This is a genomic window from Pseudomonas sp. NFX15, from assembly GCF_049132105.1.
Classification (GTDB): Bacteria; Pseudomonadota; Gammaproteobacteria; order Pseudomonadales; family Pseudomonadaceae; genus Aquipseudomonas.
In genome coordinates, this window is sequence record NZ_JAFMPV010000031.1 from 34,902 (window position 1) to 57,708 (window position 22,807).

A 22,807-nucleotide genomic window follows, 5' to 3' on the forward strand; every position below is an offset into this window, starting at 1 on the left:
GGTTCAATGGGCGGTGGTTGACGTGGCGGTCCGGCCCAGGGTTCTGGCGTACGCATAAAGGTAGCGCAGGGTCGGTTTGCCCCGGCCGAAAATCAGCGCCTGCCAGGAACACCTCCACATGCGTCGATACACGCCAAGCACCTCGGCATGGTCTCCGGCGCGGGAAAACGCACCGAGAAAATCCGCAAGGTTGCCCAGTTCGAAATCGATGCGCTGTTGCTCGGTCAATTGCCCGGCATAGCGGGCGAGGAACATCTCGATGAAGCGGACCTTGTGGTGAAAGTACTTCTTCGGTTGCGCGGTGATATTGCCGCCATTGACCGTGCGCCGCATCAGCACCTCAGGCACCGTGTGGATCTCCCAGTGCTCGGCAATCCGTGCCCACATCATCCGGTCTTCGGAATAGCGCAGACTGGCTTCGAAACCGCCGAGCTGGGTCAGCACCTCCCGTGGAATCAGCACGGTGGAGACGCCATTGATGATGTTGCTGTGGACGAAATCGATAAAATGCATGCCATTCTTGTAGCGTTTCTCTACCTGCTGGCGGCCGTCGCTGTAATCAATCAGCACGTTGCAATCGATCAGTCCGACCGGCCGCCCCTGACTGAGCATGTCTACGTAAAGTGCAATCTGCTTTTCGAGTTTTTGCGGATGCCACAGGTCATCGGCATCCAGAAAGGCCACCAGGGATTCTTCGGTGTATTGCAAGGCGTGATTGCGCGCGCTGGCCTGGCCTTCATTGACCTGCTGCACCAGCGTCAGGCGAAAGGGCGCGACGAAGTCCTTGACCCGCTGCGGTCCGTCATCGGTCGAACCGTCGTCGACGACAACCACGTGTTCGGGCAGCCGGGTCTGGCCGACCAGCGACGCCAGTGTCTGCTCGATGCTGCCGGCGCCGTTGTACATCGGGATCACGACGCACACGGAATGCTCTGAAGAAAGGCTTTGCTCTAGCACGAGGTTTCCTCCTTGTGATACGCCTGGGCCGGCGCTCGGTAGTAGACGCGGGCGGGTGCCGGTGACAGTTGAGGGCGCTTGGCGTGGTGGTGCCGAAACGACAGGGCAAGGGTGCAGAACACCAGGAATTCGGCGCTGCGGTAGTTGGGGATCACGTACGCCACGTAATTGGTGACGATGAACAGGCCGATGATCACCAGGGCACAGGCGCGCACCTGCGCCGATTGCGCGGAGGTAATCGCCCGGTACTGTTTGACCAGCGCCTCGGCGAACAGCAGGAACAGCGCCACCAGCTGGATCACGCCGCCATTGAGCAGGGTTTCCAGGTAGCCGCTGTGCGCGTTGCCGATGTAGCCCCAGCGCTTGATGAACTCATCGGCATCGTCGCTGGCCCAGAACGCGCCGAACCCGTAGCCCTTGAGGAATTTTTCGTCGATGAACGGCGACAGCAGGTCCCAGATCAGCGTGCGGTCAGTGAGTGACGAGTCACGCCCGAGCAGGTCCAGCAGCAGCGTGTAGTTGCCGTACAAGAACACGCAAATCAACGCGTAGACCAGGGTGGCGCCGAAGAACGCCATCAGCGAGCGGTTGACGCGCAAGCGCACCAGCGTCAGGAAATACCAGTAGCTCGCCCCGCCGGCCACGATCAAGGCAATCGCGGTAGCCGATTGTGCCAGGCCGATGGCCAGCAGCGCACACAGGGCAAACAGGATCGCCGCCAGGTTGCGTTGCCGGATCATCGGCAGCAGCAACAGAATGCCGATGGCATTGACCCGGGCGCCGGCGTTTTTCTCGGCGAAGATGCCTTTGAAGGCACCGTCACGAATCCCGCCGGAGATGAACGCAATGTCCGGTTTGATCACGGCGAGAATCAACCCCATCAACGCCACGACCCCAATGACGCAGCCGAACATGAAGGCAATGCGTTCGACGCTGTAGTTGTAGGCCAGGAACCCGGCGAAGCACACCACGCTGATCATCGCGATGTAGCGCTTGAAACTCAGCATCGGGTCATCGGACCAGGCAATCGACGCCGCGACGCAGATCAGGAATGCCAGCAGGAAAAAATTGCCGCGGTAGAAGCTTTTGCTCAGGAACACCTTGTGGCGCACGAACAGGAACAGCGGCACCAGCAGGGTGATCAGTCCGCAAATCTGGTTGAGCACGTTGCCTTCGATGTCCTTGCCGACATCATCCAGGTTCGCCACGTTGCCAAGACCGATCAAGAACGAGGTCACCTGGAAATAAAACAGCAGGCCAAACAGCGTGAAGGCGTCGCGCAGCGTGCTATAGCGGATCTCCAGCGTGTTCATGGCGATGGACTCCCCAGTAAAGCCGCCAGGTAGGTCTGCACGGCGCGGCCACTCATGAAGCGGGCCGCGGCGTCGATACGCACCTGACGCGCGTGGTCTCGCGGCCGGGTCAGTTCAATGGCGATGGCCTGGGCCAGCGCGTCAGGATCATCGACGGTCACCAGAGGGGCCACCGCGCCGTCTTCGAGAATGTCCTGCGGGCCGTAGGGGCAGCGCGTCGAGACCACCGGCGTGCCGGTGGACAGCGCTTCGACCAGCGCGTTGGGGCTGCCCTCGAAACGTGACGACAAGACAAAACAATCGGCGGCGGCCACCTGGGCCATCGGGTCATCGGCATAGCCCGGCAGATCAACACGGTCGGCCACGTCGAGCCGGGCGGCCTGTTCCAGCAATTGGGCGCGCAGCGCGCCTTCGCCAAAAATGATCAGCCGGGTATCGCGAAATGGTAACCGGGCGAACGCCTCGATCAGGGTGTCAAAACCTTTTTGCGGCGCCAGGCGACCCACGGCAACAATCACTGGCGTGGACTTGTCTCGCAGCCACTGGTGTGTCGGTTGACCGGGTGCTTTGTCGCGAAAGTCGTTGTCCAGCACCGGATTGTCGGCAATGGTCACGTCTTGCGTGCGGGCAATGGTGGTCTCGACCAGGTCCTCGGCCACGCCCCGCGACACGCAGATCACCGGGTTGGGGATCAGCCGGTACAGCAACGGAGCCAGCAGGTAGGCCAGGCGCACGCGCAGTGACGGATTGACGTGTTTATCCCGGGAAAACGCATTGCGTTCGCTGACGTGCAAACGTTCCAGCGTCCCCGACAGCGCCGCTGCGGCAATCGCCACCACGTTGACGTGGGTGAGGGCGGCCAGTTGCGCGTCGAAACGATTCTGGCGCAAAAAACTGGCCAGCGCCGGCACCGCACTGGCGCTGCGGACACTGCGCAATTCCACTTGCTTGACCCGAGGGTCGACCAGGGCCACGTTGACCCCGCCACCGGTGAGCATCAACAAGGTGACGTCGTTGCCGGCCTCCACCAGGGCACCGGCCAGGCGCGCCATCATTTTCTCGGCGCCGCCGGCGCTGAGGTCGTGCAGGATGATCAGCAGCCGTTTCATTGTTCCCACACCTCGTAGTAGGCCCGCGCGGCGTGTTCGCTGGTGTAGGGGTTGACGGTCTGGGCCATTGATCGTGTGCTCAGGGCCTTGATAGTCAGGCTCTGCTCAAGCCCTCGCGCCAGGTCGGGGACGTCGTTGACTTTTACCAGTTGGCCCAGCCTTCCATGATCGAGCAATTCGCGCGTCCCCGAGGCGCAATCACTGGAGAGTACCGGTGTACCGAGCGCCAGGGCCTCGATCAACACCGTGGGCAGGCCTTCAAAGAACGAACTGAGGATCAACAGCCGGGCATGGCGGATCAGCGGGTAAGGGTTGTTCAAGTGCCCGGTAAAGTGCACCCGGTCGGCGATACCCAGGCGCTGGGCCTGATCGGTCAGTTCTTCGCGCTGCGGGCCCTCACCGGCAATGATCAGGTCGGGTACGCCCTGGTGGTGGACCACCAGCGCATAGGCATCGAGCAATAAATGAAAGCCCTTGAGTTCGACCAACCGGCCGACGGCGATCCAGTAGTCATCCGGCAGGTTCTTGGGTAGGGGGGCCAGCGCGGCGCGGTGCAGTTGCTCGGTGACCACCGCGTTCGGGCAATAGCGGATGCGTTCGCGGCCCCAGGGCATCAGGCGGGCAATGGCCTGGTGCAAACCATGGGACACGGTAACGACTTTGCCGCTGCCGCACAGGTACAACGCGTACAGCAGGCGCAGGCTATGGACGCCGGTTTTCTGCTCCGAACAATCCAGCGCCGTGTGCCGGGTGTAGATGACCTGGCATCGGCTACCGAGGGTCGCCACCCAGGTGCACAGGTTGGCTTGCTCCTTGGCGCTGATCAGGTGCGTCACGCCCTCACGGCGAATGATCCGGCGCAGCAGCACGATCGATTTGATCAGGCCGAACAGACCACTGCCACCGCCGTCGAGCAGTCGCGCCCCGTCGACATCCGGCGTGTCGCCATTCATGACGAAGAAGCTCACGTGCTGGCCATCCTTGAGGAACTGCCCGGCCAGGCGTTGCTGGACCCGCTCGACGCCGCCGCCCAGGGTGAAATCCTTGAGAGTGAACATAATGTGCATGGTCATTCTCCGGCGCTCAGGGCGCAGTGATGTTGATCGCCACCTTGTGGCGCATGATCATCGCCGCCAGATGCACGAAATTGCTCGGGTAGTCGAGCATGTAGCGCTTGATCGTGTGCGGCTCGCGGTACATGCGATAGAACGCGCGCAGGTGCATGCGATTGATGGCAGGTGGATAGTAGACGCCATTGGTCATGGCTTCCTGGCGAATAAAGCCGCCGCAGGTGAAGGCCACGCCGGTGAAGCCGGCCTTCAGGGCATTGAGCACGAAACGTTCCTGCAACCCGGCGCCCATGCCGGCGATCAGGATGTCGGTCCGGCCCAGGCAGATGTCGGCCTGGATGGCTGCGGCCTGCTGGGCATCGAAGAAACCGTGGTGATAACCGGCAATCGGCAGCCGTGGATAGCGGGCATGCAATTTGCGAATGAACAATTCCAGCTCCGCTTGCGTGGCGCCGACGACGTACACCCGCTTGCCGAGTTTCTCTGCGTCGCTGAACACGGGGTCGGCAATCGAGGAAAAATCGAAGCTGACCCGGTCGATGGAGCGCCCGGTGACCCGCGACATGAAGCTCGACATCAGCATGCCGTCGCAAAAGTAAGCGATGGCATCCGGTGGATGTTTGAAAAAGCTGCCAATCGACGCGAAGTTGATAAAGGAAAAGGCTTTGTTGGCCTCCAGCAGTGCCGGCGTGTATTGGCCGATCAAGTCGAGACGAATCATGATCGTGCTCCCAACGCCTGCGACGGCTGAACAGGGCGGCCCACCGACACGTAAGTGAAACCGCGTTTGCCCAGTCGTTGCGGGTCGTACAGGTTGCGTCCGTCGAAGATCAGCGGCTGCTTGAGCATTCGGGCCAGCAGGTCGAAGTCGGGGGCGCGGAACGCCTGCCATTCGGTGAGGATGACCAGCGCATCGGCATTTTTCAGCGCCGCTTCCTTGGTGCCGGTGAGCATCAGGTCATCGCGCTCGCCATACAGGCGCTGGGTTTCTTCCATGGCCTTGGGGTCGAATGCCTGAACGTTGGCACCGGCCCGCCACAAGGCTTCCATCAGCACCCGGCTGGGGGCCTCGCGCATGTCGTCGGTGTTGGGTTTGAAACTCAGGCCCCACAGGGCAAAGGTCTTGCCCTGCAGCGCGCCGTTGAAATGGTCCTGGATCTTCTGGAACAGGGTGGTTTTCTGTTCGTGGTTGCGCGACTCAACGGCCTTGAGCACGCGGGCATCGAAGTCCAGGCTGTTGGCGGTGTGGATCAGTGCCTGCACATCCTTGGGGAAACACGAGCCGCCGTAACCGATGCCCGGATAAATGAACTGGTAGCCGATGCGCGGATCCGAGCCGATGCCGTGGCGGACCATCTCGATATCGGCGCCCAGTCGCTCGGCGAGGCTGGCCATTTCGTTCATGAAGCTGATCTTGGTGGCCAGCATGCAGTTGGCGGCGTACTTGGTCAGTTCGGCGCTGCGCACGTCCATCACGATGATCTTTTCGTGATTGCGGTTGAACGGCTCATACAACTCGCGCATGACTTCTTCGGCGCGCTGGCTGTCGGTGCCGATTATGATGCGGTCTGGACGCATGCAGTCCTCGACCGCGCAGCCTTCCTTGAGAAACTCGGGGTTGGAGACCACGTCGAACGTCAGCTCGCTGCGGTCGTTGTCCGCCAGTACTTGGGCGATCCGCGCCCGCACCAGGTCCGCGGTGCCCACCGGCACGGTGGACTTGTCGACGATGGTCTGGTGGCGCTGCATGTGCAGGCCGATGGTCTGGGCCACGCTCAACACGTATTGCAGGTCGGCCGAGCCGTCTTCGTCAGGCGGCGTGCCGACACAGATCAATTGCACGTCGCCATGCTGCACGGCGCGGGCCAGGTCGGTGCCGAACTGCAAGCGACCGCTTTTATGATTGTCCCGGACCAGGGCTTCCAGCCCCGGCTCATAAATGGGCACCACACCTTCATTGAGTGCCTGGACCTTGGCGGCGTCGACGTCAACGCACATCACGTTGTGACCGACCTCGGCCAGCGCCGCCCCTTGTACAAGCCCTACATAGCCTATGCCGAATACACTCACATTCATGTGAAAACCCTCAGGTGTCGTGGCGGCCGATGCAGAATCGGGCACGAAGTCAGTCGTTGTTTTTCGAAAACAAGGTGACGGGCGTCTTGAGCAGAAACTTGATGGTGTCGTGGCGGCCGATACGGGATCGGGCACGAAGTCAGTAGATGTTTTTCGAGAACAGGGTGAAGGGCGTCTTCAGCAGAATCTTGATGTCCAGCCACAGCGACCACTGGTTGATGTAGTTGAGGTCCTGGGCGACCCGCAGCTGCATCTTCTCCAGGGTTTCGGTTTCACCGCGGTGGCCGGTGATCTGCGCCAGGCCGGTGATGCCGGGCTTGAGACGGTGGCGGGCCATGTAGGCGCGGACCTTGCCGGTGTAATAGATGTTGTGCGTGACGGCATGCGGGCGGGGGCCGACCAGGGCCATTTGCCCGAACAGCACGTTGAACAGTTGCGGCAACTCATCGATGGAGCTGCGCCGCAGGAAGCGCCCCAGCGGTGTGACGCGGTCATCGTCACGGGTGGCCTGGCGTACTTCGCCGTCATCGTGCAGGCGCATCGAGCGGAACTTCCACACCTTGATCACCTGCCCATCGCAGCCGTGGCGGTTTTGCTTGAACAGCACCGGGCCAGGCGACGTCAGCTTCACGGCCAGCGCCACCCCCAGCAGTATCGGGCTGAGCAGCAACAAGGCCATGGCGGCCAGGCTGCGCTCGAACAGGTCTTTGCAGAACAGGCTGCCGGGGTGGGAGGTGATCAGGCTTTCGTTGAGGTAGATGGCCGGCATGCGCTCGATCTCCGAGATCGAGTGATTGAGCAACACCATGCTGCCGAAGTCGGGAATCCATACCACGTCGACGTTCATGTCCAGCAAGTCGATGTACAGCGCCTCGATGGTCGCGGCATCGGCCATCGGCAGGACGATGTAGACCCGGCGCACTTCCATGCGGCTGATGAGCTCGCGGATGTCATCGACGTGCCCCAGCAACGGCAGGATGCTGGGGGCAGGGCCATGGTGTTCCTTGGCGGCGATGAACCCGAGCAACAACGCGCGATTGGGCCGGCTCAGCTTCTTGGCCAGTTCATGGGCGGTCGGGCAGGTACCAATGATCACCGAACGGCGTTCGTTGAAGACGATCCGCGAATACAGCCGGGCGAAGTAGTGCAACGGCAGGAAGCTGGCGGCCTGGATCAGGAACCCGGCGAAGGCCCAGACGATGATCACCTGGCGCGAAAACATGGCGCTGGTCTGGGTGACGAAGGCAATGCTGATCAGCACTCCCAGCAAGATCAGCCACCCAGCCAGCAAGCGACTGAGCCCGACCAACAGGCCATGGCGCTTGTGGTAGACCTGCATGAGGCTGTAGATCGGTACCGAACCGAGAACGGTCAGGATGATCAGGACGCGGTATTCGGGGGACAGGTAGCCGACGCGCATCTGCACCAGCGCCATCAACAACAGGCTGACCAGGGTGATCGCGCACAACCACTGGCCCCAGAACGTGACGCCTCGTCGATGCGCCATCTGAGCGGTATATAGCGGAGTCATTGGCTCAATCTCTAGGCATGGGGAGTCATTCGGGCCGTCGGGGACGGCCCGGTCCAGTGACACAGGCAGGGTGGTGAGGTAAGGCAGCTACGGCTGTTGCCGAGGTTTAGCGGGGGGCAAAGTCATAGTCGTAGAAGGATTTGGAGTGGCCGCGGCCGTACTTGCGCGCCTTGCGCAGATCAACCTGGTTGAGCACCACGCCGAACACCGGCGCGTGGCTTTGTTGCAGCATCGCCAGGCTTTTTTGCACCTGGCCGACCGGTGTGCTTTCGGCTTTCACCACATAGATCACCGCATCGGAGTGCTTGGCCAGCAACAGCGCATCACTGACCATTTCCGCCGGCGGCGAATCGATGATGATGTGCCGGTAGCGCGACTTCAGCACTTCGAGCATGCGCGCCACCCGCGGCGAACTGAGCAGGTCCTGTGCCGGTGGCTGGCGCAGGGTATCGGCCGGATCGTTCGGCGAAGGCAGGCGAGGGGTATTGAACATGTCCATCGACGGCGGCGAGATACTGCCGGCCGAGAGCATGTCGAGGTTGCCCACGGTGCGGATGCAGTCTTCCAGGCGCGCGGTGCCGGCGATCACATTGGCGAAGCCTGGGCTGTCAGGCGGAAAGTCGAAGTTCAGCGACAACGTCGGCTGGCGCAAGTCGGCATCGATCAACAGTACCCGTTCCAGGGGCGCCAGCGAGGAAGCGAGGTTGTTGGCAATCGTGCTTTTGCCCTCGCCGGGTACGGTCGAGGTGATCAGCACCACCTGCGAAGGGGCCGCCTCGGTGCTTTGCAGCATCAGCCAGGTCCGCAGATTGCGGATGGTCTCGCAGAACCGCGGGTTGTCGTTGTCTTCGAACAGCCGCGCCAGTTGCCGGCGGCTTTTCTTCATGACCAGCGGCACCACGCTGAGCAACGGCACGTTGAGCAGGCTTTCGATGCTCTCGTCGGTCTTGAAGGTATTGCTCAGGGTTTCGAAGAGGAAGGCCAGGGCGACACCGATGATCGCTGCGACCACGGCAACGATCGCCACGATCAACGTTTTGCGCGGCTTGCTGGCTTCGATCGGCGCGATGGCCGTGTCGACGACGCGGGCCTTGGCCGAGTCCATGTCCGAGGTGGCGGCGGTTTCCTTCAGGCGGGTGACGAAGGTTTCATACAGGGCGCGGGTGCTGTCGACCTCCCGTTGGTATTCGCGCAACTGGAATTCCTTGCGGGAAATGTTCTGGATCTGCGCCTTGTTGGTGTTGAACGACTTCTGCAGGGCACCTTCGCTGGCCACCGCCAGTTGATACTGGCGCTCGATACCGGCCACCACTTGCTGCACTTGCAGGCGCAGGCTGGTTTGCGCGGTACGCAACTCCGATTGCGCGGAGATCAGCGCCGGGTGCTTGGGCCCGTAGCGTCCGGACAGTTCCTCGACCTTGGCCTGGGACTTGGCCACTTCTGCCTGGAACTGCTGGACCAACGGATTGGCCAACACCGCCGGTACACTCGACAGCCGACTCAGGTCGCCGCCGCTCAATGACTGGGCTTGACGGTACTGGCTCTCGGCTTCGGCGCGATCGCGCCGGGCATCGATCATGCGGTTGCCCGTCATTTGCAGTTCGTTGGCGCTGATCGTTGCCACGCCGTCGACATCCACCAGCCCTTGCTCTTCGCGATAACCCTGCAGTTTGTCTTCAGCCGTGCGCAGGTTATTGCGCAACTCGACCAGACGGGTGTTCATCCAGCTGGTGGTGTTTTGCGAGGACTTTAGGCTGGTGTCGAGCTGGCTGTCGATATACCCCTGGGCCATGGCGTTGGCAGCCGCGGCGGCGAGATCGGGGTCGGGCAATTCGACGGCGATCTCCAGCAGTTGGCTCTTGCCGACAAACTTGACGGTGGTGTGCAGCATCAGGTTCTGCGTGACGTCATTGAATATGTCCTGCTCGGTCGGCGCGGGTTTTGGCGGTGGCAAGTAAGCCAGCCAAGGCAGCCATTGGTTGGCATTGAGATCGTTCAGCCATTGCCGTGGCTTGAACCAGGTTTGCGTTTGCTGGCGAGGGTCGGTGAGCGGGTTGGTGGTGAGGTTGAGCTTGCGCACCACCCGTTCCGCGAGGTCGCGCGATTCCAGCAAGGCTTGCTGGGTTTGCAGGTAATCGGGGGTGGTGGAGGCGCCGGAGTCCGAGACTTGCTGGAAGGTCATCACCGGCGGCGTCTTTTCCTTGATCAGCAGCGTGGTGCTGCCCAGGTACTGTGGCGTGATGAAGGACAACACCGCCGCCGTCAGGGCGCAGCACAGTACGACAAACCAGGCGATGTTCCACTTGGCGCGCCAGATGACCCTCCATAAATGAAGCAGATCAATGGTGTCCGACTCTTCGTGGTGCTGCGCGTGCAAGTGCGCCTGGAGCGGACGTTCGACGTAGGTGCTAGGGCTGTTGTCCATGATTAGAAAAAGCCTTGTGCAATGGAAATGGTGTCACCGGGGGAGATAACGGTGGTCTTGGAAATGTTGTCTTCCTGCGCAGGTCCGCCGTCGCCGCGCAAGATGGTCACGCGTTTCATCGAGGCACGTTCGGTCAGGCCGCCACCCAAAGCAATGGCTTTTTCCAGGGTCAAGCCGGGCACGAAGGCATAGCTGCCCGGCTTTTGCACTTCACCGTTGATGTAGAAAGGGCGGTACTCGATCTGGCTGATGCTGACTTTCGGATCGATCAGATAGCCTTGCTTGAGTCCGTCGACGAGCTTCTTCTCGACCTGATTGGGGGTCAGGCCCTTGGCGGTAATTTCGCCAAGAAACGGATAGGAAAACGTCCCAGCGTCATTGAGTTGAACCTTCTTGACACTCAACTCCGGCTCCCCGAACACGGTGATGCGCAACACATCACCCGCGGCAAGTTTGTAATCGGTGGCGGGGTCTGCTGCGTAGGTAGCAGGAACGAGCAACAGCCATAACAACAAACCAAACAGGCGCCTGTTCATGGGGATGTCCTCTTAGAGGCTGACGTTGAAACTGAGTTGATACACGTTGCGCAGGAAGCTTTCGTTGTCGGCATCGGAGTTGTTATCGCGGAAGCGATAACCCAACTCCACGCCGAGCCAGCGCCGCATCTGGTAAATCACCGAGAGGTTGTAGTCCTGAAGGTTGTCGGTACGGCTCTGGCCTTCGTAGACGTAGTGCCCGTATCCGGCCTGCGCGAGGGTGGAGATGCGGTCAGTCCAGCCATGGCGCCAGCCGACCTGGGTGAAGGTCGCTTTCACGGCGTCGGAGCCATCGTCACCTTCGGCCAAGGCCTGGCGGGCCAGGAAACTGAAGGTCGAATAGGTGCGCGGTTTCCAGGCCAGATCGATTTGCCAGGTCGGGTTGCTCAGGTCGCTGGAGGTGCTTTCATCGAAGTTCTTGCGTTCATAACCGACCCGGACCTTGCCGGAGGTGCGCGCGGTAAAATCCCATTGCGCACCGGCCAGCACCGCATCGGATTTACTGCTGCGCGGGCTGTTGGACAGCAAGTAATCGAAGCGGGTGTGGTCGTACTCGAGCAGACTGCGGGTGTTGCTGCCGATCCGGTGATACCAGGTCGTGTTGAAACCGGTGGTGTTGCGTTCCTTGTCGTCGTTGATACCGTCGCTGTTGTCATAGCGCAGTTGCGCGTAATTGGCGCCGACGTCGATCTGGTTATCGGCGGTCTTGGCGCCGTACGTATAGACGCCTCCCACGCGTTTGTTATTGAGTTTGTCGTTAATGCCCTCGACTGCCGTGGAGGTGACCCGCTCGAACTTGTAATATTCGGCTTCGAGGGCCAGCCGATGGCGGTCGGTGAACTCCATGATGCTGTCACCCCGCACACGTTGCGAGGTGCTCGAAGCGTCGGATTGCGAATGATATATGTAGCGGGTCGGTTGCCAGGTCAGTCGGGTGGCGCTGTTGCGGTCCTCGGCCTTGAGTACGAAAGAAGGCGCAAGCTTGGTCACCATCGAGGACTGGACATCGTGCTCGACCTCACGAATGTTGTCGTCATAACCTTCCGATAACCCAAACGTTGGAATGAACTGAAATCCATAGATATCAATCGATTGCGGGACGGGTTGCGGGACGTCACTCCAGGCAAGGCCGGGATAGAGGGAGGCCGCGAGCAGGGCAAGAGGACAATACGGCTTTAAGAGCATTGATGAGTTCCCGAGAAGTGAGAAGGCCAGGCTGCATTTGGTTTTGTCGTTACGAGCGTTGTCGCTCGAGATAACTGAGCGGAACGCAGACATGCTGCTGGCGGTTCAGGAACTGCAGCAAGAGCATGACGCGTTCGGCACCAAGCATAGACAGGAACACACCTTCGAGTGGTGCCAGTGGCCCATGGACGATTTGCAGCATGTCCCCCGGCTTGATCGAACGGCTGGGGTGTACGTCATCGGGCGATTGATAACTGCGCGCACGCAAATGCTCGATGACCTCGTCGGCCACCTCTGCGGGTACATGGTTGAATTCAACGATACGGCTGACGCCGCGGGTAGAGCGTATGGGCGCCCAGTGGTCTTCGCGACTCAGCTGGATGAACAGATACCCCGGAAAAAGCGACTCCTGAACCCGGAGCCGCTTGCCGCGTACCAGACGTTCACTGAACAGCTGGGGGCGAAACGTAACGTAGTCCTGTTGTAACAGGTTCAGTTGCGCCCGTTCGTCCTGGCGGGGTTTGCACTGCAGTAGATACCAATGAGCGCCGTTGGGGCTATTAGTCAGCATTCTGGAGAGCTCCGTACATAGCTTGCCTTTAAGCACGGCGGGCCTTAAAAACGGGGGTTGGATGCCGTCGTGCTTGCTAGTAGGTAGTAGGCCTATGGAGGCCCTTGAAAAGGGTATCCCAGAAGCGTCGTGTTTATTATTGGCAGTTATTAGTGTTTCAGAATTGAGATTACATGTGTTTCAAGTATGAAGCAGTTGGAGGAGGACTATGTTTAGCTGCATTTGGAATGAAGACACTGCAACTTTTTCAGGATCAAAGCTACCGCACGGTCCGCACTTGGCGTCCTGTAATCAAAGATGCTTCCCATGATGCCCGAGATCTACGGATACCAAATGCTGTTGCACTCGTGTTGTATCCATATGGGCCGATACAGTTATCGACCACTCTAAGCGGTCTGTCAAACACTAGAAGTCAAAAAGCATGCCTTTTATCTTTTTCTGCTTTGTGATGATTTCAATCTATTGTTTTAAAAGAAAAATTATTTTCTGTCGGAAAAATAAAACTTTCTGCTATATCAATAGTCGTCGCGGGTAAGTGCACTTTTGATTTGAGGGGAGGGCAGCGTATTGGTAAGGCCATCTAGTCTGCACGTTGTGTATGACATTTTCGAGTACATTTGGCGCGTTTTTGGTGCATAACGTGCTGGTGGTTAACGCTGAGGCCCCATAATGCTTCATTTATACGAAAGGTAGTTACTTTTTTATGGCTGTTTGCCTTGTATCCAGACTTTCGTGTGGCGCTGGATCTTTAAACATTGTAGTTACAAGAGTCCGGCAGTTTGCCAGTACTGATAGTTTGAGAAGTATGAGCCCGGGCGGGCAAGGCGGAAGAAAGCGGGGGAGGTGAGTTGAGCGACCGAGGCGGGCGCTCAACTGGAAGAGCAGTTAAAACAGCATATAGGCCGAAGCAGTGGTCTGGTTCAGGTTGATCTCACCGACTTCCAGAACTTCGTATTCAGCGCGCAAGCCGATGTTGCGAAACACATCGATTTCCATGCCGACGCCGTAAGTCAGGTCGACCCCGGTGTCATCGTCGGTGGCATTGCCGTCCGCATCCCAGGCATGGGCACCGACACTGCCGAACAGGCGGATTCGGTCACCGATTGGAAAGCCCAGGTGGGCAGCCGCCTGAGCCGATTTACCGTCGAAGTCGACATCCTTGTCCTTGAATTGACCAAGGTCGACATACGCCCCCTCGAAGGCCAGGTAACTGTTGACGCGATAGCCTGCATAAACCTTGTAGCTGGAGTCCGAGTCGTCGAGTTTCGATTCGTCGGTCTGGATGTTGCTGACGCCCGCGCCCAGATATAAACCTTTGTCATCGGCGAACGCTTGAAAAGTCAGTATCGACAGCAGGGAAGCGAAGCCAAGGTTTCGAAGTAGCATGAGTGGTGTAGTCCTTGTACAGGTTTGTCAGGTGTTAAGGTTCGGCGAGCATTTGGGGGGGCAGGTGGCGTTAATAGAAGTCATTGATTGATATTTTTGAGTCGCGCCGGTCATCGAAAGACTGGATATTGACCGGGCATTGAAAATAGCGCCGTGCCAATGCCTGGATCGGCAGCGCCCTGGAAAACAACCAGCCCTGTGCCAATAGCACCCCACCGGAAATCAGGTGCGGCAACTGTTGCTGCGATTCGACCCCTTCGGCCACGACCTTGAGTCTGAGCGACTTGGCCAGGCGGGCAATGTGTCGCCACAGGGCATCGTGGGTCGCGATCTTGTCCTCGCTGATGAACGAGCGGTCTATTTTCAGGATGTCGAACGGCACCGAATCGAGCAGGGCAAGGTTGGAGTAGCCGACACCGAAGTCGTCCACGGCGATCCGGTGCCCGCACGCGCGTAGCCGGCGCAATTGCATGGCGGCCAACTTGTGGTCGAGCAAGGTCCTTTCAGTGATTTCGAAGACCATGGCCGACGCCGGCATCTGGTAAGTCGTCAGCACACTGGCGACAAAATCAGCAAAGGTTGGGTCCTGAATATCCTGGGCAGACAGATTGACCGTGATGTAGAAGTCGGTGCACGCCCAAAGGTAAGTGCTGTAGTCCTCGGCCACCTGTCGAATCACCGAACGGGTCAGGTCGCAGATCAAGTCGGATTTTTCCGCCAGCGGGATAAATAGATCCGCCGGGACTTGAGTGCCGTTGGCGTTCCAGCGAGACAGTGCTTCGGCGCCCACCAGATAGCCTGTGGTCAGGTTGACGATGGGCTGGTAGTCAACACTCAGCTTGTTGGCCTTTATCGCCTTGCGAAGCTGCTCGCAGGTCGAGTTGTAATGCCGATGGGCAAACCCGACGAGCAGGAGCAACACGGCGAACAGGCAGGCCAGGCCAATGAATAATTTGAATTTGAGGCCGGTCAGGTAGCTCAGTGGCAAAGAGATGACCGAGATCAGTTCATTGCGATTACCGGCGAAGGCGATCAGCACTTTGTCTGCTGCAGTCACCAGTTCTTCCAGGTGGAAGGGTTTGTGCATCTTCAGCGGCTGGTGTCCCGTGGAGGCAATGGGCACTACGCCGCCGGGGCCGATGAGGTCCAGTTGCAGGTCTTCGGGAAACTTCAGGTTATCGAACAGGATCTTCTTGTTTACCCAGACGTAGGTGGACTGTTCCGACACGATGATGAAGTCGGCGTCTGGCGAAACGGCGTGACCGGTATCCACCCAATAGGTGCGTCTACCAATCGAAAACTTGTGTTGATTGTTATCGGCCAGTACCGGCGGCAGTTCCTGTCCGTAGGACGAACAGATTCTGCCATTGGCTAACTCGATTGCCGCTTGATCGACAAAACGCAGGTTTTTGACCAGGTTGGCCAGTTGGGAAAATTGCTGCGGCGAACATGTCTGGCCCGAACGGTCCAGGTCGCCAAGAGTTTCCAGCACTTTGTCGATCTGAGCATTGGGTTCCACTTGGGCGGCGCGTAGATCGGTGTAAACGTTGTTCAACTTGCGTGCAATGAATTGTTCGGCCAGTTCACCGGCACTAAACCATGCGACCCAGCCTGCCACGACAATCGCGCATACAGTGACTGTATGCCTTACCAGCAGTGCTTTATATGCTGCAAACATCGACAAGCTCCAAGCCTTTGTGGGTTGACTGCGCACCTTGTAGTCATGGATGAAACTGTCTAGAACCAGTCAATGATCAACGCCAGCAAGATGCCGCTTGCATAGGCCGCCACGCAGAGAATGATTTTTTGCTTGAGTGATCGGGTAGAGGCTCGCTGTAGCATGCTTATCTCCTTAATTGGGGAAATATGCGATTGTGGGAGTTGCCCATTAACAACAAAAATTATTAATCATTATTTAGCGCCTCGATGAGAGGCGGTTGTGGTTGGGTTGTTATCAACGCATGGCGCAGGTGCTGGCGGACTTCGCTGAGTTACGCCGAGCCGTTTCTGACGGCGACTCCCCGTAGGCAACCAGATAGGCCTTGGAAAATCGACCCAGGTGGTGGAAGTTCCAAAACATCGCCGTTTCGGTAACTGTGGGCCAAGTGTTGTTGATCAAGTCGCGGCGGGCGCTGGCGAGCCTGAGGTTGCGGATATACGCAATGGGCGACACGCCGAACGTTTCAATGAAGCCAAAGTGCAAGGTACGCGTCGTAGTTTGAAGTTGCTTCACCAGCGCCTTGATGCTGAGTACTTTTTTGGTGTTTTGGTGAATGTACTCGATGGCCTCGATGGCCACTTTCCTTCGGGTGGGTACTTTGCGGTTAACACTGCCAGCGGGTGTCAGCGACAACAACAGGGACGCCAGTACTGCACTTTCAATCGCGGACTCTGCGGCACTGTCGTGTTGCGCCAAAGCCACTTCATGGGTAGCAACAAAGGGGGCGCTGATTGCTTGCAGGGCCGTACGGATGAACTGGTAGTTCTCAGCTTGGTAGCTATGTTGTTTCCTGTTTGCCAGCACGTCGATCACCGAATGATGCTGGCGGCACTGTTCATAGTGCTCCAGTGTCGTGGTGATGGTGAACAGGGTTTCATTCGGCTCGCAGGTGTAGCGCACGTCTTCGCCACTGTGCAGGACGATGATTTCATTAGGTTGCAGTTTTTCGCTGTTCACCACCGGGCGGCCAACCGGCGCCTGGGAAATGGCGAACGTGATGAACCCGGCCGGGACAGAACTGATCAGCGTCACCGATGAGTCAAACTCAAGGCGACTGTACTGCAACTTGGCGCTGTGAAAGAGCTTGTGCTGTCGGATGCGCGCTTCGTGCTCGGAAGGGATGAAGCTCATTTCCCAATTGCCGACGGTCCTGTTCAGTTGACTCGGCATGGCCGTAGACAAGTGAAAGATTTCATTGGGGGCTGCGATAGTCATGAAATGGAAGACCTACCTGTTGAAGGGTTAGTGTCAGGTTATGGATGCCGTTGCACCGATTGTGGTCACGCACGGATCGTTTTGATGAGCGGTCCGGTCACCGCTCTGGCGTGACAGCGTCAAAGTCCGCGGCTGATTTCAAGGCCTGCAGAAAACGCATATTTTTCGTCGAATGCCGCGTCCCGCATGTGCCTGACACTGTGCGGATCGATGTTTGAAGTGAAGATGTTCGAGGGGGCTTTCGTCGGGTTGATCGCCGTGGCGTCAAAAGCATAAAAATCATTAATCCGATAACCCGTATTGACCTGATAGCTGTTTTTCACGTCACTGACTGCCTTCTTGTTGGTTTCGATACTCGCCATTTTTTGGCTGTAGATGTCCTTGTCATCAGCCATGGCTTTGAGCGAAAGCAACAAACCAAACGATACAGTCACGAAGTTCTTAAGTCGCATCGAGGTGTTTCCTTATTAACAGTTTACTCAGGCGGAGCACCGTGTTAGCTGCATCGCTGCCATGACTTGGCCTGTCAAGCCTCTCAACCCTGCTGAACTTATTGAAGTCAATAACCTATATTTACGAGGGTCTATTCTGCGTTTCCGCGTGGTATTGGCAGAGGGTAGAGTCTGTGTCTCACAGTGTAATGAGCGCCATGTCGGTATTCGTGTCGGCCTCACCTTGAAACGGGGCCGGGAAAGGCGGGGCGCTGTCCTGTTCATCGGCATGGTATTCGTTGCGGGAATGAATTTTCAGGTGCGACAGCTTCTGGCTGTTATCCGGGCGTGATTCGATTTCATAGTATTCGATGGTGGTGTTTTCGCTGGTATGTGCATCCTGTGCCAACGAATAAAGGGGGATTGCAGACAGGAGCGAAACGGCAAGGATTCTGATGATCATCGACTCATGGCTCTGGGGAATTATGATTTTCCCTTGATGCCCTGTAGAGGTCACTGTCCCTGGCAAGCATCAAGGCGGTGCGATCCAAAGGATTCACCGGCGCAGGAGTGTTGGCGGGAGCGCCGTTTGATTCCAGTCAATAATGCTTATTTTCTGCCTGAAATTAATGGTTCATGCAGCGTAAGCGACCCAGTTCATGCACGTAAAAACACACGGTGCTTTTATCGGGTGTCGGGATCAATTCATAGTTCAGAATGGCACCTTCCTGCAAAACATACTGACGCCGGAAGAATAGATCGGGGGTCTTTTCAATCGCGAAGAGTTCGCTGTCCTGGCTAAGTTTTACGTTGTTGATTTTAATCTGGACGTGATTTTCGCTTTCTTTGACGATGTTGGCCGAAATGGTTGCGTTGCGGATCTTTCCATTCAGGCTTTCCAGTGTGGTCTGAGTCAGCCGGCCATGTCCGATGGTCAGGTATTCTTCGGTATTGAGCTGATTTTGATCTTCCAGCGATTGCCGGGTGATGGTTTGATAACTGGTGTTTTCCTTGTAATACGACGGCGAATAAATCAACGAGAACAGGCATGCTGCACTAATCGCGCCGATCACTAGCCAATGAACATACGATGCAGTGGCAAATTTCATAGGGCGGCTTCCAGACATTGACGAATCATCAAGGCGAGGTCCCTTTCGCTACTGTTCAATTGTAAGTTCGCAGTGCTTGAATCGGGGCGAATGCACGATACGGAATAACTGGTCTTGAACAGGTTTATCCAGACCTGTCCCTGTAAGTTGGGCGCCAGTTGCGCTGTTTGCTTGAGTGACTGGTCGAGCAACGCTTGCGCTTCTGCCCGGTCATTACCGACGGCGTTAATGACCAGGCCATTCTGATTACCACTGGACACTTCAACATTTGGCACATCGAAGTCAAAACGAAAAAAAGTGAAGGCAACCATGGCCAAGGCAACGACATAACCGGCCAGTTGCGCTTTGGTCATGAACGCAGAGCGTACAGGATTCACCAAAGGTGCCGTCGTCGGCACTGTACTTTCAGGAACCGGTTGCGGCTCAAAAACTGGAGTTGGAGTTGCAGCGGGAGAGGGCGTTATGTCTTCTGCAGGTGTCGACGCCTCTGTTTGGACATCGATTACGCAGTGGCGGTTGAAGCAATATCCCCGCCGCGGAACGGTCATCAGTATCTCGTGATCCCGACTGTCATTAAGAATGTTTCTTAGCGAGAATACCGTCTGGTTCAAGCTGCCGGAGGCAACGACGCGGTCATTCCAGGTGTAATCGATGATTTCGTCACGACTTTTTGTGACGCCGGGTTCCGTCAGCAGCAGGTCCAGCAAGCGCGACTCGGCTCTGCCTAACGTGGATTTCTGTACATCTCCATGGAGCGTTGTAATGCAAAGCATGGCGCTGTCAGGGTCGAACTCTGCCACTGCGTCATTTTTCAACTTGAAGGTGTAGCTCATAGAAATCTTCCGTTCAGGCGATGCTGGCCTGAGTATAGGGGCCGGATTTGGCACGGTACATTCGGGTCAGGAGTCAGCGCAGATGCGGGGGCCGGCGCAGGATGCACCGGGTGTCATTGGACAATGTTGATGTCGCTCGTTTCAAGGGGCAGGCCGTGCGGTCAGTAACCCTGCCGGTCATCGGTAAGTTGGATCAGACAAAGGAAAACATGACGGAATAACCCATGAGTGTTGGTCGAGATGCCCTTAATAATGCGTGAAATGGACTAACGACGCTATCCGAAAACTGCAAGCTCGGGCAGTTGATCTGATCCAGGGTCGAGATGAGTGCTAAAAACTCGTCAAGGTATTAATTGTTACTTAAGGTTTTCGACATCGCACGATATCCATTAACAATTGTTTCTTTGCCCGGATTTCTGGCTGATTATTATTGATCCCTATTAGCTTTGATCCGTCGACGTTAGCGTTTTAAATGGTTCTCGAGGACCGTTGGCACACATCACGTTCATGGTGTACCTGCCACGCAACAGCGATCCTCACCTCTTGGTTCACAACCTTTGCCCCGCGTCTTTTCATGAAGGACGCGGGGTTTTTTTGCTGCGCGCATTTGTGCCTGAAAGGGAGGGATTGTGAGCGGAGGGCGGAAGAAATCAGCGCGTTACAGGCATTCCTGAGCTGCACGCTCGAAACGTGATGGCTGGAAGCTGGAGGCGAGCAGTTGGCGTTCATACAAATACACCTTGCCGCCTTCATTTGACTGGTGGGTTTGCAGCACGGTGTCGACGGCTATCTTGCTCGACACGACCACCCGGTAACTGCGCTCTGTGTTAGAGACGACAGGGCTCATCTCGAGCCCCTTTAACTTGGGAACCAGGCAATCGACGTATTGCTCGGGTGACTTATTCGTCTGCAACGTCGACGTCGGGTTATTCGGAGAAGTGGTGCAACCGGCAAGCAGCCAGGACGCGACCATCGCTGTAGCAATACACGCAATGCGCATGGGCAAGGCCCTCAGTTTCGGTTTGGATAGGGGAATGGCCGGCAATGCTTGTGCAAGCCGGCATCGGCCATCAACGCTGCGAGTCAGGGCAATACGTTGTAGCCGCGTTGTTGCAGGCAACTGGTGTAGACCGAGTTACTGGCGGTGACGCTCTGCTGGTTTTCAGCCTGCGACTGCCGGCGCTCTTGACGTTGCCGGGAACCGCCGATGACGGTGCCGGCTGCTGCCGCACTGCGTGCGCGGTTCTGGCGGTAATCCTGCCTGGTATCGTCGTCGATCTGGTCGTAGATGACTTCGTGTTGATTGCCGCGAACCTGGGCGGCGGCGGCCCCGGCAACAGCGGCGGTGGCGGCGCCCTTGGCCCGGCCACCGGAGGGCACGGTGGTGTCTACCGGATGCTGGGCATTGGCCTGAGACTGGCAGGCACTGGTGTCCTGCTGGATGGTCTGTGACGTCTGGTTCTTGAGGGGAACCACCGTCACCGCCGAGGCGTTGGTGCTCAGAAACATCATCAGCACCGCTAGGACCCAGGTGCTCAGGTACACCCTGAAGGCCGCGAAGGTATCGGTCAGTATTTTCATCGTTGTGTCTCCAGCGGCGTAACGCCGTTCAGAAACCCCACGCCACGGGCTGACCCGATGGATGTCAGGCTCGGCACGCTTCGGGTGGGGTTTCCCGGCGCATCAATGCTTGAGGAGCAGGGCCTGTATGTCGTCGGACACACCCTTGAGAGCGACCTTGAAGTCACTGGCCTTGAGCGGCTGCTCGGCATTGTCGAGTGTCTCGCCGAATACCTTGCGCACGACCTTCGCCACCGGCAGGCCGGTTTTCGCGTCGAGCAGGTCGGCTTCGATGTACATTTCCGCGGTCTGGTCGCGGTGCCCGGTGGCCGCTTGCGTGGCGCCGACAATCGCGCCGATCGGAACGGCCTCGTACCAATGCATGCCTTCATTGTTGGCGCTGACGTGGGTGATCGCCGCGTTCAGGATCAACGCGCGCGAATTGGCGGGTGCCAGTTGCGGATAAGGGACGATGGTGAAGCGACGGGCGAAGGCGTTCTTGACGCTTTCGCTGGCCATCTGTTGCACGTCTTGCAAGGTCTTGAGGCTCACGCGCGAGGTGGGTTTGGGCGCTGGGTACAACTCCATCTGGTTGAACACGACCGTGGAGTACGCGCGAGGATCGAACCCTGGCGAAACCCAGCGCAAGACTTTCTGCTCACTCGGCGTAGTTTGCTCTTCCAGGCCCTGGTAGTTGCCCAGGAAACCCGAGTATTGCTCTTGCTCGGCGACTTTGGAGACGCAGCCGACCTGAAATACACAGCTCAAAGCAATACCCGCAATCCATTTGTTCGACATGCCCATGTGTTTCGTTCTCACGTGATGAAAGTAGTCATTCGGTTACGCAAAGCAGGTGCTTGCACGCCGGTCAATGCGGGCCGAATCCTGCGGGCAGCGACGGGATAATCCGAATCAAAAACTCTCAAAAACTGTTAAACGCGGGGCATTGGAGGTCGACGCCGCGATGAGCAGCCAGCGTGAGGACGAAGGTGGGCAATCAAGCGCAAGACCGGGCCGATCAGGCGCTTGATCCGGATTAGACGAGGCTGTGCCTACAGGCCAGACAACACATCGGCTGGCACAATCGCACCGCCCTTCATCACCACGGGCAGCGGTTCAAGCACCGAAATATCAGCCAGGGGATCACCGTCGACTACGGTGGCGGCAGCCTTGATCCCTTCGGCGCCATGGGCATGCCCCGCCATCGAGTTTGTAGGCGGTGTAGACGCTGCCATCGGCACCGAAGCCGATATCGCCCGGGGTAAAACCGGACTGGTAGTCCAGGAGAAAACCCTGTCCCCATCCTCGTGCATCCGCAGAGTGCGACAACGAGTTGCGATTGAAATACATATTGCGTGCCAGCAACCGGGCGGAACTGCCCTCGACAAAACCCTGCGGGGTGTCATCGGCGTGGGCGTGCAGCGAACCGGCGGTTACAGGAACACCACCAACCCCTGTAGGAGCCGGCTTGCCGGCGAAGGCGTCCGCCTGGCAGATGCATGGCTTGAGGGCCTCTTCGCCGGCAAGCCAGCTCCTACAGCTTTTTGCGGTGCCTGCCAGTGACAGGAACACCACCCACCCCTGTAGGAGCCGGCTTGCCGGCGAAGGCGTCCGCCTGGCAGATGCATGGCTTGAGGGCCTCTTCGCCGGCAGGCTGTTGTGGCTCAATATTTATGGACCATGATGTAGGAGTATCAGCCTAAGGAAGCATCATGGGATTTCGGATCGTTACTGCCGAAGAGAAGGCGGAAGCTGTGCGCTTGGTCGTGGAAATGAAGTA

Annotated in this window: 22 protein-coding genes; all 22 read right to left on the bottom strand. The window is 58.0% G+C overall.

Annotated elements, in window-relative coordinates; genetic code table 11:
• Positions 1 to 3: 3 nt before the first annotated feature.
• The 22 genes from J1D76_RS24080 to J1D76_RS24185 all read right to left on the bottom strand — a co-directional run bounded on the left by J1D76_RS24080 (position 4) and on the right by J1D76_RS24185 (position 22,599).
• Entirely contained in the window at positions 4 to 957 is a 954-nt protein-coding gene (locus tag J1D76_RS24080; RefSeq protein WP_421140834.1) for a glycosyltransferase family 2 protein, read from the bottom strand.
• Positions 951 to 2,270 carry an O-antigen ligase family protein gene (locus tag J1D76_RS24085; protein ID WP_421140835.1) on the bottom strand — a complete coding sequence of 440 codons (1,320 nt, stop codon included), beginning with the start codon at positions 2,268 to 2,270 and terminating at the stop codon, positions 951 to 953. Before J1D76_RS24085 ends, J1D76_RS24080 begins: the two co-directional genes overlap by 7 nt.
• Positions 2,267 to 3,379 (bottom strand): glycosyltransferase, encoded by a 1,113-nt coding sequence (locus tag J1D76_RS24090; protein ID WP_421140836.1) that lies wholly within the window; start codon positions 3,377 to 3,379, stop codon positions 2,267 to 2,269. The genes J1D76_RS24085 and J1D76_RS24090 overlap by 4 nt, the downstream gene beginning before the upstream one ends.
• A complete protein-coding gene (locus tag J1D76_RS24095; protein ID WP_421140837.1) occupies positions 3,376 to 4,446 on the bottom strand; it encodes a glycosyltransferase in 1,071 nt (356 codons plus the stop codon). The genes J1D76_RS24090 and J1D76_RS24095 overlap by 4 nt, the downstream gene beginning before the upstream one ends.
• Positions 4,447 to 4,462: 16 nt before the next feature.
• Positions 4,463 to 5,170, bottom strand: coding sequence for a WecB/TagA/CpsF family glycosyltransferase (locus J1D76_RS24100; protein ID WP_421140838.1), 708 nt, complete (start codon positions 5,168 to 5,170; stop codon positions 4,463 to 4,465).
• Positions 5,167 to 6,525 (bottom strand): UDP-glucose dehydrogenase family protein, encoded by a 1,359-nt coding sequence (locus J1D76_RS24105; protein WP_421140840.1) that lies wholly within the window; start codon positions 6,523 to 6,525, stop codon positions 5,167 to 5,169. The genes J1D76_RS24100 and J1D76_RS24105 overlap by 4 nt, the downstream gene beginning before the upstream one ends.
• Positions 6,526 to 6,664: 139 nt before the next feature.
• A complete protein-coding gene (locus J1D76_RS24110; protein ID WP_421140841.1) occupies positions 6,665 to 8,056 on the bottom strand; it encodes an undecaprenyl-phosphate glucose phosphotransferase in 1,392 nt (463 codons plus the stop codon).
• Positions 8,057 to 8,162: 106 nt separating this feature from the next.
• Positions 8,163 to 10,481, bottom strand: coding sequence for a GumC family protein (locus J1D76_RS24115; RefSeq protein ID WP_421140843.1), 2,319 nt, complete (start codon positions 10,479 to 10,481; stop codon positions 8,163 to 8,165).
• Positions 10,482 to 10,483: 2 nt separating this feature from the next.
• Complete coding sequence (locus J1D76_RS24120; protein ID WP_421140844.1) at positions 10,484 to 11,017, bottom strand: polysaccharide biosynthesis/export family protein; 534 nt, start codon at positions 11,015 to 11,017, stop codon at positions 10,484 to 10,486.
• Positions 11,018 to 11,029: 12 nt separating this feature from the next.
• Positions 11,030 to 12,202, bottom strand: coding sequence for an outer membrane beta-barrel protein (locus J1D76_RS24125; RefSeq protein WP_421140845.1), 1,173 nt, complete (start codon positions 12,200 to 12,202; stop codon positions 11,030 to 11,032).
• Positions 12,203 to 12,251: 49 nt separating this feature from the next.
• Positions 12,252 to 12,773 carry a transcription/translation regulatory transformer protein RfaH gene (gene rfaH, locus J1D76_RS24130; protein ID WP_421140846.1) on the bottom strand — a complete coding sequence of 174 codons (522 nt, stop codon included), beginning with the start codon at positions 12,771 to 12,773 and terminating at the stop codon, positions 12,252 to 12,254.
• 885 nt (positions 12,774 to 13,658) lie between these two features.
• A complete protein-coding gene (locus J1D76_RS24135) occupies positions 13,659 to 14,159 on the bottom strand; it encodes an outer membrane beta-barrel protein (protein WP_421140847.1) in 501 nt (166 codons plus the stop codon).
• 70 nt (positions 14,160 to 14,229) lie between these two features.
• Entirely contained in the window at positions 14,230 to 15,837 is a 1,608-nt protein-coding gene (locus tag J1D76_RS24140; RefSeq protein WP_421140848.1) for an EAL domain-containing protein, read from the bottom strand.
• A gap of 276 nt (positions 15,838 to 16,113) precedes the next feature.
• Positions 16,114 to 17,094, bottom strand: coding sequence for a helix-turn-helix domain-containing protein (locus tag J1D76_RS24145; RefSeq protein WP_421140849.1), 981 nt, complete (start codon positions 17,092 to 17,094; stop codon positions 16,114 to 16,116).
• Between the two features lie 119 nt (positions 17,095 to 17,213).
• Entirely contained in the window at positions 17,214 to 17,546 is a 333-nt protein-coding gene (locus tag J1D76_RS24150; RefSeq protein WP_421140851.1) for a hypothetical protein, read from the bottom strand.
• Between the two features lie 178 nt (positions 17,547 to 17,724).
• Positions 17,725 to 17,988: a hypothetical protein gene (locus J1D76_RS24155; RefSeq protein ID WP_421140852.1), complete on the bottom strand. Its 264-nt coding sequence runs from the start codon at positions 17,986 to 17,988 to the stop codon at positions 17,725 to 17,727.
• Positions 17,989 to 18,151: 163 nt separating this feature from the next.
• Positions 18,152 to 18,634, bottom strand: a complete 483-nt coding sequence (locus tag J1D76_RS24160) for a hypothetical protein (protein ID WP_421140853.1) — start codon at positions 18,632 to 18,634, stop codon at positions 18,152 to 18,154.
• Positions 18,631 to 19,467 carry a winged helix-turn-helix domain-containing protein gene (locus J1D76_RS24165; protein WP_421140854.1) on the bottom strand — a complete coding sequence of 279 codons (837 nt, stop codon included), beginning with the start codon at positions 19,465 to 19,467 and terminating at the stop codon, positions 18,631 to 18,633. The genes J1D76_RS24160 and J1D76_RS24165 overlap by 4 nt, the downstream gene beginning before the upstream one ends.
• Before the next feature lie 658 nt (positions 19,468 to 20,125).
• Entirely contained in the window at positions 20,126 to 20,467 is a 342-nt protein-coding gene (locus tag J1D76_RS24170; protein ID WP_421140855.1) for a hypothetical protein, read from the bottom strand.
• Positions 20,468 to 20,550: 83 nt separating this feature from the next.
• Complete coding sequence (locus J1D76_RS24175; RefSeq protein WP_421140856.1) at positions 20,551 to 21,048, bottom strand: hypothetical protein; 498 nt, start codon at positions 21,046 to 21,048, stop codon at positions 20,551 to 20,553.
• 102 nt (positions 21,049 to 21,150) lie between these two features.
• Entirely contained in the window at positions 21,151 to 21,831 is a 681-nt protein-coding gene (locus J1D76_RS24180; RefSeq protein WP_421140857.1) for a DUF3313 domain-containing protein, read from the bottom strand.
• Positions 21,832 to 22,170: 339 nt separating this feature from the next.
• Positions 22,171 to 22,599: an OprD family outer membrane porin gene (locus J1D76_RS24185; RefSeq protein ID WP_421140858.1), complete on the bottom strand. Its 429-nt coding sequence runs from the start codon at positions 22,597 to 22,599 to the stop codon at positions 22,171 to 22,173.
• Positions 22,600 to 22,807 lie beyond the last annotated feature (208 nt).

Coding starts and splice junctions, on each gene's coding strand:
- J1D76_RS24085 (WP_421140835.1), bottom strand. CDS start 2,270: ATGAACACGCTGGAGATCCGCTATAGCACGCTGCGCGACGCCTTCACG.
- J1D76_RS24090 (WP_421140836.1), bottom strand. CDS start 3,379: ATGAAACGGCTGCTGATCATCCTGCACGACCTCAGCGCCGGCGGCGCC.
- J1D76_RS24095 (WP_421140837.1), bottom strand. CDS start 4,446: ATGCACATTATGTTCACTCTCAAGGATTTCACCCTGGGCGGCGGCGTC.
- J1D76_RS24100 (WP_421140838.1), bottom strand. CDS start 5,170: ATGATTCGTCTCGACTTGATCGGCCAATACACGCCGGCACTGCTGGAG.
- J1D76_RS24105 (WP_421140840.1), bottom strand. CDS start 6,525: ATGAATGTGAGTGTATTCGGCATAGGCTATGTAGGGCTTGTACAAGGG.
- J1D76_RS24110 (WP_421140841.1), bottom strand. CDS start 8,056: ATGACTCCGCTATATACCGCTCAGATGGCGCATCGACGAGGCGTCACG.
- J1D76_RS24115 (WP_421140843.1), bottom strand. CDS start 10,481: ATGGACAACAGCCCTAGCACCTACGTCGAACGTCCGCTCCAGGCGCAC.
- J1D76_RS24120 (WP_421140844.1), bottom strand. CDS start 11,017: ATGAACAGGCGCCTGTTTGGTTTGTTGTTATGGCTGTTGCTCGTTCCT.
- J1D76_RS24125 (WP_421140845.1), bottom strand. CDS start 12,202: ATGCTCTTAAAGCCGTATTGTCCTCTTGCCCTGCTCGCGGCCTCCCTC.
- rfaH (WP_421140846.1), bottom strand. CDS start 12,773: ATGCTGACTAATAGCCCCAACGGCGCTCATTGGTATCTACTGCAGTGC.
- J1D76_RS24135 (WP_421140847.1), bottom strand. CDS start 14,159: ATGCTACTTCGAAACCTTGGCTTCGCTTCCCTGCTGTCGATACTGACT.
- J1D76_RS24140 (WP_421140848.1), bottom strand. CDS start 15,837: ATGTTTGCAGCATATAAAGCACTGCTGGTAAGGCATACAGTCACTGTA.
- J1D76_RS24145 (WP_421140849.1), bottom strand. CDS start 17,094: ATGACTATCGCAGCCCCCAATGAAATCTTTCACTTGTCTACGGCCATG.
- J1D76_RS24150 (WP_421140851.1), bottom strand. CDS start 17,546: ATGCGACTTAAGAACTTCGTGACTGTATCGTTTGGTTTGTTGCTTTCG.
- J1D76_RS24155 (WP_421140852.1), bottom strand. CDS start 17,988: ATGATCATCAGAATCCTTGCCGTTTCGCTCCTGTCTGCAATCCCCCTT.
- J1D76_RS24160 (WP_421140853.1), bottom strand. CDS start 18,634: ATGAAATTTGCCACTGCATCGTATGTTCATTGGCTAGTGATCGGCGCG.
- J1D76_RS24165 (WP_421140854.1), bottom strand. CDS start 19,467: ATGAGCTACACCTTCAAGTTGAAAAATGACGCAGTGGCAGAGTTCGAC.
- J1D76_RS24170 (WP_421140855.1), bottom strand. CDS start 20,467: ATGCGCATTGCGTGTATTGCTACAGCGATGGTCGCGTCCTGGCTGCTT.
- J1D76_RS24175 (WP_421140856.1), bottom strand. CDS start 21,048: ATGAAAATACTGACCGATACCTTCGCGGCCTTCAGGGTGTACCTGAGC.
- J1D76_RS24180 (WP_421140857.1), bottom strand. CDS start 21,831: ATGGGCATGTCGAACAAATGGATTGCGGGTATTGCTTTGAGCTGTGTA.